The sequence below is a fragment of the Georgenia sp. X1117 genome, from assembly GCF_057784635.1.
Genome location: NZ_CM173492.1, coordinates 372,342 through 387,798, shown reverse-complemented (window position 1 = coordinate 387,798; position 15,457 = coordinate 372,342). Strand labels below are relative to the sequence as shown.

The window sequence follows — 15,457 nt, the reverse complement described above, 5'->3', positions numbered from 1 at the left end:
CCGGGGGCGGCGCCACCTCCGCCCGGTGGCGCCGCCCTCCTTGCCGGCCGGTCCCGGCGGGCCCGTGACCCGGGTCCCCGATCCCGCCGTGGCCTCGTCGTGCCCGGCGGGGCCGGCCCACGCACCACCCGCACCACCACATCCGTCCACCACGTCCGCCCACAAGGAGGTGCCCACGTGACCACCCTCGAGATCGACCAGGTCAGCAAGAGATACGGCGGGGTCCAGGCCCTGAAGGACGCATCCCTCGAGCTGCGTTCCGGCGAGGTCCACGGGCTCCTCGGTCCCAACGGATCGGGTAAGTCGACCCTCAACAAGGTCCTGTCCGGGGCGGTCCGGCCCGACCAGGCACGCATCCGCATCGACGGCACCGAGGTGAGCATCGACCGCCCGCTGGACGCCCAGCGGCACGGCATCGCCTCCGTGTACCAGCACCTCTCGCTCGTCCCGCACCTCACCGTCGCGGAGAACCTCGTGCTCGGCACCGAGGCCACGAGCGCCGGCTTCCTCGCGCCCCGGCGTCAGCGCCGGCGCATCGACGAGGTCCTCGAGCGCCTGGCCCCGGGCCTGGGTCCGAAGATCCGGCCCGACACCCGCGCCTCCCGCCTGAGCCCCGGTCAGAGCCAGATCGTCGAGCTCGGCAAGGCCTGGCTGCGCGACCCCCGCTTCCTCGTCCTGGACGAGGCCACCGCCTCCCAGCACCGCGACCAGGTCGAGCTGCTGTTCTCCGTGGTGCGCGAGCTGACCGCCGACGGCGTCGGCGTCGTGTTCGTCTCCCACCGGATGGAGGAGGTGATGGCCTTGTGCCAGCGCGCCACCGTCCTGCGCAACGGCCTCAACATCGCCACCGTCGAGCTGGCCGAGACCACCGACAAGGAGCTCGTGCGCCTCATGGTCGGCGACGAGCTTGCGTCCCGCGTGGGTAGCGCCGCGGAGACCAACCGGCAGGACGGCGAGGCGCCGGTGGTCGAGACGACCGACCTGGTGGCTCCCGGCGTGGACCGGATCTCCCTGGCCGTGCGGCCCGGCGAGGTGCTCGGCCTGGGCGGCCTGCAGGGGCAGGGCCAGTCCGAGCTCCTCCTGTCGCTGTTCGGCGCCAACCCGGCCACCGCCGGGACGGTGACGATCGGCGGACGCCGCCGGCACCTGCGCACCCCGCGCGCCGGCATCCGCGCCGGGGTCGCCCTGGTCCCCGGCGACCGCGGCGCCGACGGCCTGTACGACAAGCGCTCCATCCAGGAGAACATCTCGACCGTCTCGCTCCCCAGCCGCACGGTGCTCGGCGCGATCTCCATGCGCAAGGAACGCGCCGTGGCCCGCGACCAGGTGCGCTCGATGAGCATCAAGATCGGCTCGCTCGACCACCCGGTGAGCAGCCTGTCCGGCGGCAACCAGCAGAAGGTCGTCATCGGCAAGTGGCTGCCCGCCCGGCCCCGTGTCGTCCTGCTGGACGACCCGACCAAGGGCGTCGACGTCGGCGCCAAGGCCGAGATCTACACGATCATCCGCGAGCTGACCGCCGACGGCGTCGCCGTCATCCTCAACTCCAGCGATGACACCGAGCTCGAGGAGCTCGCCGACCGCGTGCTCGTCCTGTTCGAGGGCGCCGTGGTCAACGAGCTCGAGGGCGACGAGATCACCCACAGCGCGCTCGTCGCGAGCGCCCTGCTGGTCGACGATGACGAGGAGGCGATGCCGGCATGACGGAGTCCACCACCCGGGACACCACCGCGGAGACACCGCGGGGGTCGAGGGGCACCGGCGACCTGCTGCGCGACGGCGGCTGGCAGCGCAGGCTGACGTTCTCCCTGTCGGCCTGGGTCACCCTCGGCCTGCTGGTGGCCGTCATCGCCGTCAACGCGTGGGTGCAGCCCAACTTCTTCACCTCCTACTCGATCACCAGCAACTTCGCGACCTTCGCGCCGCTGGTGCTCGTGGCCATCGGGCAGGCGATCGTCGTCATCGGCGGCGGCCTCGACCTGTCGGTGGGATCGAACCTCGCCCTGTCCAGCGTCGTCGCGCTGCACGTGATGGACGGCGACGACTCCAAGATCCTGCTCGGCGTGCTCACCGGCATCCTCACCGGTGCGGCCTGCGGCCTGTTCAACGGGTTCGTCATCGCCGTGGTGCGGCTCCAGCCGCTCATCGCCACCTTCGCCACGAGCTCCGTGTTCGCCGGTGCCGCACTGGTGGTCCGCCCGGCCCCCGGTGGCCAGGTCCCGGGGGAGATGGTGAGCGCCTACCGCGACGTCGTCCTCGGCCTCCCGATCGCCGCCCTCGTCGTGCTCGCCGGCATGGCGGCCTGGCTGGTGCTCAACCGCACCCAGCTCCTGCGGCACATCCGGGCCGTCGGCGGCAGCGAGCAGGCGGCCTACACCTCGCTCGTCCCGGTGGTGCGGGCGCGCGCCTCGACCTACACGCTCGCCGGCGCCTTCGTCGGCGCCGCCTCGCTGGCCATCCTGGCCAACTCCGGCTCCGGCGACCCGTTCATCGGCGAGGCCTTCGTGCTCGACTCGATCGCCGCGGTGGTCCTCGGCGGGATCGCCCTGTCCGGCGGTCGGGGGAGCGCGATCGGCGCCGTGGCCGGCGCCGTCATCCTCACCGTCATCGACAACGTGCTCGGCCCGCTCGGGGTACCCACCTTCTGGCGCCCCCTCATCAGCGGACTGGTCATCATCGCCGCCTTCGCCCTGTCCGTCCTGACCAACCGGAGGGAGTCCGCATGAGCTCGGCAACGGACCTGAGCGCCGGCGACGACCTGCGCGCGCGCCTGCTGACCGTCGTCCGGCAGCCGATCGTCATCGCCGCCCTGGCCGCGATCGCGATCCTCATCGTCGGCCAGATCGTCTCGCCCGGATTCGCGAGCTACGGCCAGATCGTCTCCATGCTGCGCGTGGCCAGCTTCCTGGGCATCATGGCGATCGGCCAGACCATCGTCATCCTCTCCGGCAACACCGGCATCGACCTGTCCGTCGGCGCGGTCGCCACGTTCGGCGCGATCGTCGGCGCCCGTCTCATGGACGGGGACAACGGGAACCTCCTGGTCGGCATCCTCGTCCCGGTGCTCCTCGGCGCCGGGCTCGGGGCGGTCAACGGCATCGGCATCGTCGCGCTGCGGCTGCCCCCGTTCGTCATGACGCTGGGCATGATGGGTGTCGCCGGCGGGCTCTCGCTCGCCTACACCCAGGGCGTGGCCGCCGGCCGCAGCGCCCCGGCGCTGACCAGCCTGGTCAACACGCGGTGGTTCCTCGGCATCCCCGGCGTGGTCTACGTGTGGATCGCGCTCATCATCATCGTCACCCTCCTCCTGCGCCGCACGTCCTACGGCTGGAACCTCTACGCCGTGGGCACCAACCGGCGGGCCGCGCGCCTGTCCGGCGTGCCGGTCAAGCGGACTGTCATCGGGGCGTACGCCGCCTCGGGTGCCTTCGCCGTCATCGGCGGGCTCATGCTGCTCGGCTACAACGAATCGGTCCTGCTCAACCTCGCCGACAGCTACACGCTGACCACGGTCGCCGCCGTCATCATCGGCGGCACCCTGGCCGCCGGTGGCGTCGGCGGGTACGCGGGGACCGCCGTCGGTGCCGTCGTCCTGCAGTTCCTCAGCAGCTTCCTCACCACGGTCCGGATCCCCGAGTCCTGGCGGACCATCATCACCGGCCTCGTCCTGCTCTCGATCCTCACCCTGTTCGGGCGCCAACGACGGCTCCGTTCCTGACCACCACACACGACCTCACAAGGAGATCAACACCATGGCGCAACGTTCCACCCTCGGCGTCGGCATCGTCGGGGCCGGCTTCATCGGCAACTTCCACGTCGACTCCTGGCGCGGAGTGCGCGACGCCGACATCGTCGCGGTGACCTCGCGCCGGCTCACCTCCGCCCAGGCCCTGGCCACCAAGGCCGAGGAGATCGGTGTCGGCACTGACGTCACCGCCTACGACGACGTCGTCGAGCTCGTCCGCGACCCGCGGGTCGACGCGGTGTGGGTGCTCACCCCCAACTTCTCCCGCCTCGAGGTGGTCAAGGCCATCACCGACGAGGTGACCAGCGGGCGCGCCCAGCTCAAGGGCATCGCCATCGAGAAGCCGCTGGGCCGCACCATCGAGGAGGCCCAGCAGGTCCTGGCGATGGTCGAGGGCGCCGGGCTCCTGCACGGCTACCTGGAGAACCAGGTCTTCTCCCCGGGCATCACCCGGGCGCACGAGCTCCTGTGGGCCCGCGGCGCGCAGGTTGCCGGCACCCCCTACCTCGCCCGTGCCGCCGAGGAGCACTCCGGCCCGCACAACACCTGGTTCTGGAACGGCGCCGACGAGGGCGGCGGCGTCCTCAACGACATGATGTGCCACTCGGTGGAGTCGGGCCGCTACATGCTCACGCCCCCGGGGAAGGACATCGCCGAGTGGCTGCGTCCGGTCTCGGTCACCGCGACCATCGCCTCGCTCAAGTGGGGGCGTCCGGCCTACGCCAAGCAGCTGAGCGAAACCTACCCCGGCGTCGTGGACTACACCCGCTCGCCCAGCGAGGACTACGCCCACGCGGTCTACGAGTTCGTCAACGGCGACGGCGAGCCCGTCGTCGTCGAGGCGACCACCTCGTGGAGCTTCGTCGGTGCCGGCCTGCGCCTGTCCTTCGAGCTGCTCGGCCCGGAGTACTCGATGAAGTCCGACACCCTGTCGACCGAGTCGCAGATCTTCCTCTCCCGCGCCCTGGTGCAGGCCGAGGGCGAGGACATGGTCGAGAAGCAGAACGCCGAGCAGGGCCTCATGCCCATCGTCTCCGACGAGGCCGTCTCCTACGGGTACACCGGGGAGAACGCCGCCTTCGCCTCGGCCTTCCTCGCCGGCGAGCAGCCGCAGGTCAACCTGCGCAACGGACTCGACGTCGTCGAGCTGCTCATGGCCGCCTACCACGCGGCCGAGACCGGGCAGACCGTGACCTTCCCGTTCGAGGTCAAGGACTTCGTCCCGGCCGTGGCGAAGGGGACCTGGAACCCCCGCGCCTGACCAATGAACTCCTCGGTCGTCCGGGTCCGTCCCCGGACGACCGAGGGCTCCACCACCGTGCACTCATTGACCGGGGGATGTGCGCGGTAGCACGGGTGCGCGTGGCGACACGCGCACCCGTGCCCCCGTCCGAGCCCCGCCTCACCCGACCTCGACGGTCCCGCGCGCGCCCATCTCGGCGTCGACCATGATGTGCGTGACGAAGGGGTAGTGCCCGGCCTCGGGGAAGGTGAGCTCGACGAACCCGCCCTGGGCGGCGGCCAGCGCGAGCGACTGCGACCCGCCGTCCCCGGTGGTCCCGCCGTCGCGCAGCAGGTAGTCACCCTCGAACCACACGGTGTCGAACTGGCCGCCGATGACGTGGAACGACGTCGGGCGGTTCGGCCCAAAGTCGAGCACCCAGAACCGGACGCGGTCGCCGACGTCGGCCTCGAGCGGGTCGTGCAGGTACTGGTCGACGTACCCGTTGAAGGTCATCGCCGACGGTCGCTGCGCCGCTAGGGCCTCGGTGTCCACCGGGCCACCCTCGGGGCCGAGGTAGAGCTCGGACTGGGTGATGACGTAGGACCGGTCCACCTCGGGCAGGCCCTCGGGCTCGATGACGACGGCGCCGGCCATCCCGTTGGCGATGTGCGCGCTGGCCGGCGCGGTGCCGCAGTGGTACATCCAGATCCCCGACCGCCGGGCCGTGAAGGTGTAGGTCAGCTGCTCGCCGGGCGCGATCGTACGCATGGGCTCGTCGGGGGCGAGGTGCGAGGCGTGGAAGTCGATCGAGTGCCCCATCGTGCCGTCGTTGACGATCGTCACCTCGAACGTGTCCCCGACCTGGCCGTGCAGCACGGGCCCGGGTGCCTGGCCGTCGAAGGTCCACAGCTCCTGCGTCACGCCGGGGGCCACCTCGATCACGGTCTCCTCGATCGCCCAGGTCACCCGGTGCGTGACCGGTCCCTCGTCGGGAGGCAACGGGTCGAGGGCGGCGTCGGCGGCTTCGAACTCCTCCGGCGGGACCGCCGAGGGGTCGACGACGGCGGGCGCGGACCCGTCCGGTGCGCCGGTGGACCCGTCGCCATGGGACGAACCGTCGTGGGAGGCGGCCGGGTCGTGCGCGGAGTCGCCCTGCTCCGCGGCGACGTCGGTGGGCCCGCTCCCGCCGGTGACGACGATGTCGAGGGTCATGCCCTGCTGGCGGTGGCCGATGATCGAGCACCAGGCCTCGATGTCGGTGCCGACGACGCCGACGTCGAGGGTCGCGCTCTCGCCGGGGGCCAGCCGCGGGGTGGCGGCGCCGGTGGCCAGCACGAGGTCGTGCACCTGGCCCTCGTCGGCGTTGTGGACCTCGAGGACCAGGCGCGTGCCGGCCTCGACCTCGATGCGGTCCGGGGTGTAGGCCATCCCCTCGGCCTCGACCTCGACGGTCTGCGTGCGACCGTTGGCGGCGACCTCGACGGCGGGGGCGGCGGTCAGCCCGGCCGAGGCGGGGTCGATCATCGCACCGGCGACGACGACGCCGAGCACCGCCACCAGGGCGCCCGCGAGCTGGGGGCGCAGCGAGCTCTCCTCCGTCGTCGTGGGCGCCGCGGCGCCCGGTGCGGGGGTGGACCCCGCGGCCGGCGCGGGGGTGGGCCCCGATCCCGGCGCGGGGGCGGCCGTCGCTCGGCGCGCGGCGCGCACGGACCGGTAGGCGGCCGGGACGAAGCCGACCATGACCGCCAGGTAGAGCACCGTGGCGGCCACCCGCACCGCGGACGGCACCGGCAGCAGGGCGAGGACGAGCATGACGTTGGCGACGCACACCCGGAAGGCACCGAGGTGGTCGATCGCCGCGTGCGCCGCGCGGGCGGAGGCGGGCCCGCGGGAGACCTGGACGGGGAGCAGGTAGGACAGCGCACCGAGCAGGACCTGCGCGCCGACACCCGCGGCGAGGACGGGCGCCACCGCGCGCAGGGCGTCCGCCGCGGCCGCCGGCTCGCCCGGGACGCCGCGCACGGCACCGAGAAGGAGCACCGCCAGGCAGCCGGTCAGCCACAGCACGCCGGCGCCGATCGACCAGCCCGCATAGCCGCGCGGCGGACGCACCCGGGCGTGGGCGAGCATCGCCCGCACCGAGACGACCGCGCCGGCCAGGTAGAGCCCGAGTCCGAGCGCCACGACGAGGGAGCGGCCCAGCAGCGCGCCTGTGACGGTCAGCGCCAGGCCGACGACGAGGACGACCAGCGTGCGGCGCGCCGAGGCCACCGCGCCGTCGAGCAGCCGGGTGCCAAGGACGGTGGGCCACAGCGTGACCAGGGTCCCCAGCAGGGTCAGGCCGATCCAGCCCAGCACGTTGACGAGCGCGTGCGCCAGGAGCAGCCGGTCGTAGAGCGCCCCGGCGGGGTCCCGGGCGAGCAGCACGCCGAGCGTGGCCCCGACGGCGAGCGCGGCCGAGGCGGCCACGTAGTAGCCGACGGTGACCGCGAAGCGCGAGCCGAGCGCCCGCACGAGCCGGACGGCCAGGTCCGCGCCGTGCCATACGACCGCGGTGGCCACCGCCACCGCCCCGGCCAGGACGAGGAGCCAGGTGTCGGTGAGGTTCCCGGCGATCACGGCGGCCGCCCCGCCGTTGCTCAGGGCGAGCCGGACCGTCTGGCCGCGGCGGCCCGTCGAGCGTCGCAGGAGGGCCGAGGCGAAGTGCTCGCTCCACACGAGCACCGAGTGGGTGAGGGCGCCGAGGAAGAGCAGGTGGAGCATGAGCCAGCGGGGCGCCGGCACCCAGGGGTGGACGAGGACGGCGAGGACCAGGAGCGCCAGCCACACGAGGGCGGGCAGGTCGCGCAGGGGGCGGAAGGAACGCTGTCTCACGGGTGGGTCACCTTCGAGGGGTCGTGCCGGCGGGCGGGGGCGGGGGAGCGGGGCTCGGCGAGCAGGGCGGAGGAGACGGCGGCGAGGACGAAGGCCAGCAGGGCGACGACGGTGACGATCGCCCCGACCTGGTGGACGCCGGTCATGCCCAGTCCGTCGCCGAGCCAGACGCGCAGGACGAGGCCCGCGTGCAGGAGCGAGGCCGGCACCCACATCGCGCGCCGGTAGGGCAGGCGGACGCGCAGGACGGCGGGCAGGATGACGCTCGCGTGCGCCATCACCATGCTCAGCGCGAAGCCGACGAACACGGCGTGGATGACCGCGTCGTAGGCGGTCCCGCCGGGCTCCCCGAGCAGCCAGACGGCGCCGGCGACGGCGAGCCAGACGAAGGCCGCCAGCATGCAGGCCGCCATGAACCGGGCCTGCCCCCGGGCGCGGACCGTGCGGCGGGCGACGTCGTGCACGGCGAGCCACCCGGCGAGCCCGACCGTCGCCGCCCCGGCCACCGGGTAGCCGACCGCGGGCCACAGCAGCGCCACCGGCAGGGCCGCGGTCAGGGCGCCGACGAGCGCGAGCAGCACCCGGCCGGCGCCGCGGGGCATCGCCAGTCGGGCCAGCTCGAGGCGCTCACCCGCGATGGTGGCGACGACGAAAGTAGCCAGCCACAGGTGAAGGTCGCCGACCGGGACGCCGCGGGCACCGAGGAGGGCGGCGCCGGCCGCGGCGACCGACCCGAGGAGCTGGACGAGGACGGCGTCGTCGCGGGTGCGCCGCCACAGCGGCAGGTAGACGGCCACGAGCGCCGAGGCCCCGGCCGCCAGCAGGACGAGCCCCGCCTCGTGCCCGAGGACGAGGGTCACGCCGCTGGCGCCGAGGAGGGCGGGGGAGAGGTAGCCCCACGGGCGGGCCAGGGCGACGGCCCGTTCGAGGGCGATGACGGTGCCGAGGAAGCCCAGGGTCATCAGCCAGCCGTGCCGGTCGGCCAGCACGCCGGGCAGGCCGGGGGCCAGGCCGAGCAGGGCGAGCCCGCCGGCCAGCCCGGTGAGCAGGGCGAAGCCGCCGGGCAGGAGCAGGAGACCGCGCGGGGACGGTCGGCGAGCGGGCATCTCAGCCTCCCACCCGCAGCAGGCAGGTGCCCGGGCTCGCGAAGGGCTCGAGCTCGGTGGTCACGTCCGCGTGGCCCTGCGCCTCCAGCGCGCTGCGGACGAGTCCGTGGTGCACCGCGCAGACGACCTGGGGATGGTCCACCGCGGCGTCGAGGAGGGGGCAGGCGCGCAGGGCGATGACCGGCGAGCCGGGCTCGCGCTCCGGCTCGTAGTCCAGGCGTCGCATGAGCCGGACGACCTGCTCGGCCGGCTCGTCGGGGTCTGCGAGGTCGCCGGGGTCCGTCGTACCGGTTCCGGCCACCTCGCCGTCGCCCGCCCCGCGGTCACCGCCGCCGGCCACCTCGCCGTCGTCGGTCCGACCGATGTCCCGGCCCCAGGACCGACCCGCCTCGAGGGCGAGCCGGGGCGCGTCAGCTGCGCTCCCCGCCAGCGCCGCGGCCAGGGCCGAGGCGAGCCCCGCGTAGCCGCTGTCCGGCTCCTCGCTGCGGGGCACCCACACCCACGGCGGACGCCCACGACCGCTCGGCTCGCCGGGTGTCCGGTCGAGCAGGTCGTCGGCGAGCAGCGCCTCGAGGTGACCACGCACCGTGTTCTCGTGCAGACCCGTGAAGCGGACCAGTGCGGGCAGCGTGACGCCGCGCCGGTTGCGTCGGACCAGGTCGAGGATCTGGGCGCGGGAGGGGGACAGCGCTCGCCTGCCGCGGCGCTCGGGACCACCGGTATTAACCACGGGGTTAAGCGTAGTAAAGTCTGGGGGAGTCCACCACGACGAAAGGTCCCAGATGAAGTCCCAGGTCGAGATCGGTGTCCCCGCCCGGAGCTCGTGCGCGTGCGGGTGCGCGGGGGAGGACGCCGTGCCGGAGATCGACGTCCAGACGATCCCGCACGCGGTGCGTCATGCCGCGCTGCTGGGCGCGCTGGACTCGCTGCTGCCGGGGGGTGCACTCGTGCTGCGTGCCACCCACGACCCGGTGCCGCTCATCAACCAGCTCGAGGAGCGCTCGCCGGGCGCGTTCGAGATCACCTACCGCGAGCGCGGCCCGGAGTCCTGGGCGGTGCTGTTCACGCGTCGCTGACGCGGCGGCAGTCCCGTTGCGCGATCACGGGTCGATCCCTGCCAGGCGCAGGAGGTGGTCGCGCGACCGGCCGTGGGCGGTGAGCTCCGCGGCGCGGCGGTAGGCCTGTGCGGCCGCCTCGGCGTGCCCGCCCTCGGCCAGGAGCGCGGCGCGCACGGCGTGGAAGGGCCCGAAGCGTTCGGCGTCGGGCCCGCGGCGGCCCCCGCCGGCCGCGATCGCATCGAGCTCCGCGAGCCCGGCGGCGGCGCCGTCGGTGCGGCCGATCACCGCCGCCAGGGCCACCCGGGCACCCAGGGAGGGCGCGACCAGCACGAGCGCGCGATAGAGCGTGCGCAGGGCCGGCAGGTCGGTGCGCCCGGTCCGCGCGCGGTCGCAGTGCACGGCGTGGATCGCCGCCTCGAGCTGGAAACGGCCCGGCGTCGTCGACGCGAGCTGCGCGCGACGCAGGAGCGCCTCGCCCTCGGCGACGAGCGCGGTGTCCCACGCGCCGGCGTCCTGCTCGTCGAGGGGCACGAACTCCTCCGCCGATGCCAGGCCACGCGCCAGGGACAGGGCCAGGAGCGCGGCGAGGCCGAGCACCTCCGGCTCCTCGGGGAGGTGCCCGGCGAGGAGCAGAGCGAGCTCGCGCGCCTCCCGCGCGAGCGCCGCGCCGTGCGGGCCGCCCGCCGAGCGCCCCACCGCGAACGCGCCGTAGACGGCCTCGAGCAGCGCGGGCAGCCGCTCGGCCAGCTCCTCGCGGCCCGGGACGCGGAAGGGGATGCGGGTGTCGCGGATGCGGCGCTTGGCGCGGACGAGACGTTGCGCCATGGTGGCGGCCGGCACGGCGAAGGCGGCGGCGACGTCGGCGGCCTCGATGCCGAGCGCCGCCTGCAGGATGAGCGGCGTGCGGACGGCGGGGTCGATCGCCGGGTGGGTGCACACGAGCATGAGCTCGAGCCGACGGTCCCCGACGGCGTCCGGGTCCGGCGCGTCGGCACGGGGGTCCGCCGGGTCGGCCGCCGACTCGAGCGGGACGGCGGTGCGGCGTGCGCTCGAGCGCAGCACGTCGCGCTGCCGGTTGCGCGCCACGGTGAGCAGCCAGGCGGCGGGGTTGTCGGGCACTCCCGTCCGGGGCCACGTGCGCAGCGCCCGCTCGTAGGCGTCCCCGAGGACGTCCTCGGCCAGCGCGATGTCCCCCGTCGCGGCGGCGAGCACCGACAGCAGGCGCCCGTGGGAGGCGCGGACGACGGGTTCGAGCACCGCGCGCGCCTCCCGGAGCGCCGGTGCCCCGGGGTCCGTCGGCGCCTCTCGCGCCTCCCGGGCCGCCGGGTCAGGCTGCGGACCCGACGCCCGCGCGCTCAGGCGTTCGGCACCCATGCGCCGTCGACGGTGTGGGTGGCACCCGGACGCACCTCGACGGTGCCGCCCCAGGCCAGCTGCGGAGCCTGGCGCGCCCAGCCGATGGCGGCGTCGAGGTCGTCGACGTCGAGGACGAACGTGCCCGCGAGCTGCTCCTTGGTGTCGGCGAAGGGGCCGTCCTGGACCTGGAGGACGCCGTCGACCGTGCGCAGCGTCGTCGTCGACGCCGAGGGCTGCAGGACCTCGGCCCCGAGCAGGACGACCGCAGCGTGCAGGGTGGACGCGTAGGCGGACATGGCGGCCATCCCCTCGGCCATGGTGTCCTCGTCGAGCTCGCCCTCGGCGGGCTCCGGGTGGTGCATGAGCAGGGTGTATCGCATGGTCTCGCCTCTCTCGTCGTGCGGCCCTCCGGGGCGGACGGCCGGCTGCACCTCGATGACGATCGTCGCACCGCCCGATCGACATCCGGCCGGTGACGCCTGCCCGCGGCGGGTCACAGCGCGCCGGTGACCCACATGATCGCCAGGGCCGAGCAGGCGACGACGACCCACAGCAGGCCGCCGAAGGCCAGGGGCCGCCAGCCGGCCGCCCGGAGGGACGCGATGTCGGTGAGCATGCCGATCGAGGCCAGCGCGGCGGTGATGAGGAAGGTGGAGGCCGTGACGATGCCGGGCCGCAGGTCCGTCGGGATGGCGCCGAGGCTGGTGAGCGCGGCCATGACGAGGAACCCGACGAGGAACCACGGGACCAGCCCGACGACCGACCGGAGGGTGAGGCGGCCCGGCCCGGCCTCGCCCGACCCGCGCGCGGCGCGCAGGGCGCGGCGCTGCTCCCGGACGGCCAGGGTCACGGTGACCGGGATGATCATCAGGGTCCGGGCGAGCTTGACGACGACCGCGTGCCCGAGGGCCGCCCCGCCGAAGACGCTGGCCGCGGCCACCACCGAGGAGGTGTCGTTGACGGCGGTCCCGGCGAACAGGCCGAAGGCCTCCTCGTCCATCCCCAGCAGGTGCCCGAGCGGGGGGAAGAGCAGGACCGCGCCGACGTTGAACAGGAAGATCGTGGCGACGGCGTAGGCGACGGCCGCCCCTCGGGCCCGCACGACCGGGGAGACCGCGGCGATCGCGGAGGCCCCGCAGATGCCGGTGCCGACCGTGATGAGGGTGCGCAGCTCGCCGTCGACGCCGAGCAGGCGCCCCAGCGGCACGGCGGCGAGGAAGCACACGGCCAGGGTGCCGAGCATGACCGGCAGGGTGTCCACGCCCACCGACCACACCTCGCCGAGGGACATCCCCGCCCCGAGGAGCACGACGGCGGCCTGCAGCACGCGCTTGCTCGTCCAGGTCAGTCCGGGCCGGGTGCGGTCGCCGGGACGGAGCACCTGGCCGAGCACGAGTCCGAGGACCACGCCGGCGACGGCGGGGCCGAGCACCGGCAGGGCGCGGCCGACCACGGTGGCCACTGCGGCGACGACGAGAGCGAGGGCGACGCCGGGGACGAGGGCGCGCACGGTGTCCGCGCGGGTGGCTGCCATCGCCCCAGCATGCGCCGCCCCGCGCCCGGCACGCTCGAGCGTCCCGCCGCGTGTCGACGGGGACGCGTGCCGCGTGCGCTCCTCAGCTCCCGCGGTCGCCCCTCAGCGCCCGCGGCGCCGGTCGGCGCGCGCCGACCGGCGCCGCGAGCGCGAGCAGGCCGGCGATCGCACCCCATCCGGCGTTGACCGCGAGCACGGGCACGATCGCGAGCGGTCGCGCGAGGGGCCCGGCGAGCTCGCCGTCGAGGATCGGGGAGAGCACCGCGCTGAGCAGCATCGCGGCCACGGCGTAGACGAGCCCGGCCAGCACGAGCGTGGCGAACGGGCGCGGCGCGCTGCCGAGGCCGACGACCGCGACCCACACGACGGTGATGAGCGCGGTCATGGCGATCGGGAGCACCGGGCCGGCGTCGAGACCCAGCTGTCCCTCGACGATGCGCGTGATCGAACGGAGAAGGGCGAACAGTCCGAGGCCCACGACGAGGAGGAGGTGGGGCCGGTCCGGGTGCGGGCCTTGCCGGTCGGGCATGCGGTGCGGTGCGGGAGAAGTCATGCTCCGCACGCTAGGAAGGCGTCGCCGGGACGCGCGTCCGTCCCTGCTCCCGACGCGCCCCCGCAGGAGGCGACATCCGGTGTCGTCGGGGGGCGACTCCGCACGGCACCGGGGGAGGAGGCGCCCGCGCGGTCTCCGTCCTACGGTGGCCGACATGTCGGGGCGACCAGCGTGGCGCGTACCCGCCCCGCGGGTCGTGGACGCGCTGGTGGCGCTCGGCGTCGCCGGTGCGCTGGCGCTGGTCGTCGCGCTTGCCCAGCCCGGTGCGGGGGCGGCGCCGGACGCGGTGGCGTACCTCTTCGCGGCAACGCTGGGCGGGGTGCTGCTCCTGCGCCGTCGCCACCCGCGGGCGGTGCTGTGGATCAGCGTCGCCCTGACGTTCACGTACTACGTCCTCGAGCTCCCGGTCGTCGGGGTGGCCGTGCCGGTGGCGGCCGCGCTCTTCTCCGCCGCGGAGGCCGGGGCCGGCCGCAGTGCGGTGGTCGCCGGAGCGCTCGTCCTCGTCGTCGCCCAGGGGTTCCGCCTGCGTGACGACCCGCAGCCTGCCGGGTACGTGCTCGGCCACGAGACGGTGGCCAACCTCGCGCTGGTCGCCGCTGCGGTGGCGCTGGGCCACGTCGTGCACGTCTCGCGCATCCGTGCCGCGCAGCGGGCGCACATCGAGGCGTTGACCGAGGAGCAGCACCGGCGCGAGCGGGACCTGTGGGTCCAGCGGGAGCGGGAGCGGATCTCCCGGGACCTCCACGACACCGTGGGGCACTCCCTGTCCGTGATCGCGCTGCACGCCGGCGTCGGGCTCGACGCGGTCCCCGGCGACCCGGAGGCGGCCGCCGGTGCGCTGACCCGCGTGCGCACCGAGAGCTCACGGTCGCTGGGCGAGCTGCGCGCCCTGCTCCGGGTCCTGCGCGCGGACGACGGGACGCGCGACTCCTGCACCCTGGCGGGGGTCGCCTCCCTCGCGGACCGGGCGCGGACGACCGGTCTCGAGGTCGACGTCTCCGTCGACATCGAGGAGGGGGTGCTCGCGGGCCCGGTCGACGGCGCGGCCTACCGGGTGGTGCAGGAGGCGTTGACCAACGTGCTGCGCCACTCGGGGGCCTCGCTCGCGCGGGTGCAGGGGGTCGTCAAGGACGGGGTGCTGCTGCTGAGCGTGAGCGACGACGGCACAGGGGCGCCCGCCGACCGCGGCCCCGGCCACGGCCTGACCGGGATGGCCGAACGCGTCCGGCTGCTCGGCGGGACGCTCGACGCGCGGTCGTCGGCGGGCGGGTTCGTCGTCGACGCCGCCCTGCCCGTCGCGCTGCCCGAGGGGGCGGCATGACCGGCCCGGCGGTGCGGGTCGTCCTCGTCGACGACCAGGAGCTCGTCCGCGCCGGGCTGCGCGCCCTGGCCCGGCACGACGGGGACATCGAGGTCGTCGCCGAGGCGTCGGAAGGGAGGGAGGGGCTGGCCCTCGTGCGCCGGCTGCGCCCCGACGTCGTCCTCATGGACATCCGGATGCCCGTCCTCGACGGCATCGCCGCGACCCGGCGCATCGCGCAGGACCCGGAGCTCGCGGGGGTCCGGGTGCTCGTGCTGACAACCTTCGACGACGACGCGGACGTGCTCGACGCCGTGCGTGCCGGGGCGGCGGGGTACCTGCTCAAGGACGTCGACCCCGCCGGGCTGCGCCACGCGATCCGCGTGGTCGCCGCGGGCGGGTCGCTGCTCGGCCCGACGGTGGCCGGAACCCTGCTCGGCCACGTCGCGCGCGGGACCGCGGGACGAACACGGCCCGAGCTGGCCGCGGACCTCACCGAGCGCGAGCGCGAGGTCCTCGCCCGCGTGGGACGGGGCATGTCCAACGACGAGGTGGGCGTGAGCCTGCACATCAGCCCGGCGACCGCCCGGACCTACGTCAGCCGGCTGCTGGCCCGCACCGGTGCACGTGACCGTTCCCAGCTCGTCGTCCTCGCCTACGAGTCGGGGCTGGTCGCGCCCGGGGCGGACGACGCGTGAGCGGCCGG

General features: G+C 74.7%; 14 protein-coding genes. 7 read left to right on the top strand and 7 right to left on the bottom strand.

All coding sequences use genetic code 11. From position 1 onward, the window contains the following. Nucleotides 1-177: 177 nt before the first annotated feature. The 4 genes from AC3D3D_RS01725 to AC3D3D_RS01710 are packed head-to-tail and all read left to right on the top strand — an operon-like array spanning nt 178 to nt 5,006. Nucleotides 178-1,704 carry a sugar ABC transporter ATP-binding protein gene (locus AC3D3D_RS01725; protein ID WP_463662151.1) on the top strand — a complete coding sequence of 509 codons (1,527 nt, stop codon included), beginning with the start codon at nt 178-180 and terminating at the stop codon, nt 1,702-1,704. Next, nucleotides 1,701-2,726, top strand: a complete 1,026-nt coding sequence (locus tag AC3D3D_RS01720) for an ABC transporter permease (protein WP_463662150.1) — start codon at nt 1,701-1,703, stop codon at nt 2,724-2,726. Before AC3D3D_RS01725 ends, AC3D3D_RS01720 begins: the two co-directional genes overlap by 4 nt. Next, nucleotides 2,723-3,718 (top strand): ABC transporter permease, encoded by a 996-nt coding sequence (locus AC3D3D_RS01715; protein ID WP_463662149.1) that lies wholly within the window; start codon nt 2,723-2,725, stop codon nt 3,716-3,718. Before AC3D3D_RS01720 ends, AC3D3D_RS01715 begins: the two co-directional genes overlap by 4 nt. Nucleotides 3,719-3,752: 34 nt before the next feature. Continuing rightward, nucleotides 3,753-5,006 (top strand): Gfo/Idh/MocA family protein, encoded by a 1,254-nt coding sequence (locus tag AC3D3D_RS01710; protein WP_463662148.1) that lies wholly within the window; start codon nt 3,753-3,755, stop codon nt 5,004-5,006. Between the two features lie 141 nt (nt 5,007-5,147). Here the strand turns inward: AC3D3D_RS01710 and AC3D3D_RS01705 are convergent, their stop codons facing one another. Genes AC3D3D_RS01705 through AC3D3D_RS01695 form a run of 3 tightly spaced genes read right to left on the bottom strand, consistent with a single transcriptional unit; the run spans nt 5,148 to nt 9,680 of the window. Then, complete coding sequence (locus AC3D3D_RS01705; RefSeq protein ID WP_463662147.1) at nt 5,148-7,844, bottom strand: multicopper oxidase domain-containing protein; 2,697 nt, start codon at nt 7,842-7,844, stop codon at nt 5,148-5,150. After that, nucleotides 7,841-8,950 carry a hypothetical protein gene (locus tag AC3D3D_RS01700; protein ID WP_463662146.1) on the bottom strand — a complete coding sequence of 370 codons (1,110 nt, stop codon included), beginning with the start codon at nt 8,948-8,950 and terminating at the stop codon, nt 7,841-7,843. Before AC3D3D_RS01700 ends, AC3D3D_RS01705 begins: the two co-directional genes overlap by 4 nt. Before the next feature lies 1 nt (nt 8,951). Next, the gene (locus AC3D3D_RS01695) at nt 8,952-9,680 is read right to left on the bottom strand and encodes a helix-turn-helix domain-containing protein (RefSeq protein ID WP_463662145.1); all 729 of its coding nucleotides are present in this window, start codon (nt 9,678-9,680) and stop codon (nt 8,952-8,954) included. Nucleotides 9,681-9,732: 52 nt separating this feature from the next. Between AC3D3D_RS01695 and AC3D3D_RS01690 the strand changes: the two genes are divergently transcribed. Next, nucleotides 9,733-10,026, top strand: coding sequence for a DUF2249 domain-containing protein (locus AC3D3D_RS01690; RefSeq protein ID WP_463662144.1), 294 nt, complete (start codon nt 9,733-9,735; stop codon nt 10,024-10,026). 24 nt (nt 10,027-10,050) lie between these two features. Here AC3D3D_RS01690 and AC3D3D_RS01685 read toward each other — a convergent pair whose 3' ends face one another. The 4 genes from AC3D3D_RS01685 to AC3D3D_RS01670 form a co-directional block, all read right to left on the bottom strand. Beyond that, the gene (locus AC3D3D_RS01685) at nt 10,051-11,265 is read right to left on the bottom strand and encodes an RNA polymerase sigma factor (RefSeq protein WP_463662143.1); all 1,215 of its coding nucleotides are present in this window, start codon (nt 11,263-11,265) and stop codon (nt 10,051-10,053) included. A gap of 98 nt (nt 11,266-11,363) precedes the next feature. Then, nucleotides 11,364-11,744 carry a YciI family protein gene (locus AC3D3D_RS01680; protein WP_463662142.1) on the bottom strand — a complete coding sequence of 127 codons (381 nt, stop codon included), beginning with the start codon at nt 11,742-11,744 and terminating at the stop codon, nt 11,364-11,366. A 113-nt stretch (nt 11,745-11,857) separates the two neighbouring features. Then, nucleotides 11,858-12,898, bottom strand: coding sequence for a YeiH family protein (locus AC3D3D_RS01675; RefSeq protein ID WP_463662141.1), 1,041 nt, complete (start codon nt 12,896-12,898; stop codon nt 11,858-11,860). 82 nt (nt 12,899-12,980) lie between these two features. Then, a complete protein-coding gene (locus AC3D3D_RS01670) occupies nt 12,981-13,451 on the bottom strand; it encodes a hypothetical protein (protein WP_463662140.1) in 471 nt (156 codons plus the stop codon). 154 nt (nt 13,452-13,605) lie between these two features. Between AC3D3D_RS01670 and AC3D3D_RS01665 the strand changes: the two genes are divergently transcribed. After that, a complete protein-coding gene (locus AC3D3D_RS01665; protein WP_463662139.1) occupies nt 13,606-14,772 on the top strand; it encodes a sensor histidine kinase in 1,167 nt (388 codons plus the stop codon). Further along, entirely contained in the window at nt 14,769-15,449 is a 681-nt protein-coding gene (locus tag AC3D3D_RS01660) for a response regulator transcription factor (protein WP_463662138.1), read from the top strand. Before AC3D3D_RS01665 ends, AC3D3D_RS01660 begins: the two co-directional genes overlap by 4 nt. Nucleotides 15,450-15,457 lie beyond the last annotated feature (8 nt).

Bases quoted from the DNA above. Each gene is read 5' to 3' on its own strand.
- AC3D3D_RS01720 (WP_463662150.1), top strand. From the start codon at position 1,701: ATGACGGAGTCCACCACCCGGGACACCACCGCGGAGACACCGCGGGGG.
- AC3D3D_RS01675 (WP_463662141.1), bottom strand. From the start codon at position 12,898: ATGGCAGCCACCCGCGCGGACACCGTGCGCGCCCTCGTCCCCGGCGTC.
- AC3D3D_RS01670 (WP_463662140.1), bottom strand. From the start codon at position 13,451: ATGACTTCTCCCGCACCGCACCGCATGCCCGACCGGCAAGGCCCGCAC.
- AC3D3D_RS01665 (WP_463662139.1), top strand. From the start codon at position 13,606: ATGTCGGGGCGACCAGCGTGGCGCGTACCCGCCCCGCGGGTCGTGGAC.
- AC3D3D_RS01700 (WP_463662146.1), bottom strand. From the start codon at position 8,950: ATGCCCGCTCGCCGACCGTCCCCGCGCGGTCTCCTGCTCCTGCCCGGC.
- AC3D3D_RS01715 (WP_463662149.1), top strand. From the start codon at position 2,723: ATGAGCTCGGCAACGGACCTGAGCGCCGGCGACGACCTGCGCGCGCGC.
- AC3D3D_RS01660 (WP_463662138.1), top strand. From the start codon at position 14,769: ATGACCGGCCCGGCGGTGCGGGTCGTCCTCGTCGACGACCAGGAGCTC.
- AC3D3D_RS01690 (WP_463662144.1), top strand. From the start codon at position 9,733: ATGAAGTCCCAGGTCGAGATCGGTGTCCCCGCCCGGAGCTCGTGCGCG.
- AC3D3D_RS01710 (WP_463662148.1), top strand. From the start codon at position 3,753: ATGGCGCAACGTTCCACCCTCGGCGTCGGCATCGTCGGGGCCGGCTTC.
- AC3D3D_RS01680 (WP_463662142.1), bottom strand. From the start codon at position 11,744: ATGCGATACACCCTGCTCATGCACCACCCGGAGCCCGCCGAGGGCGAG.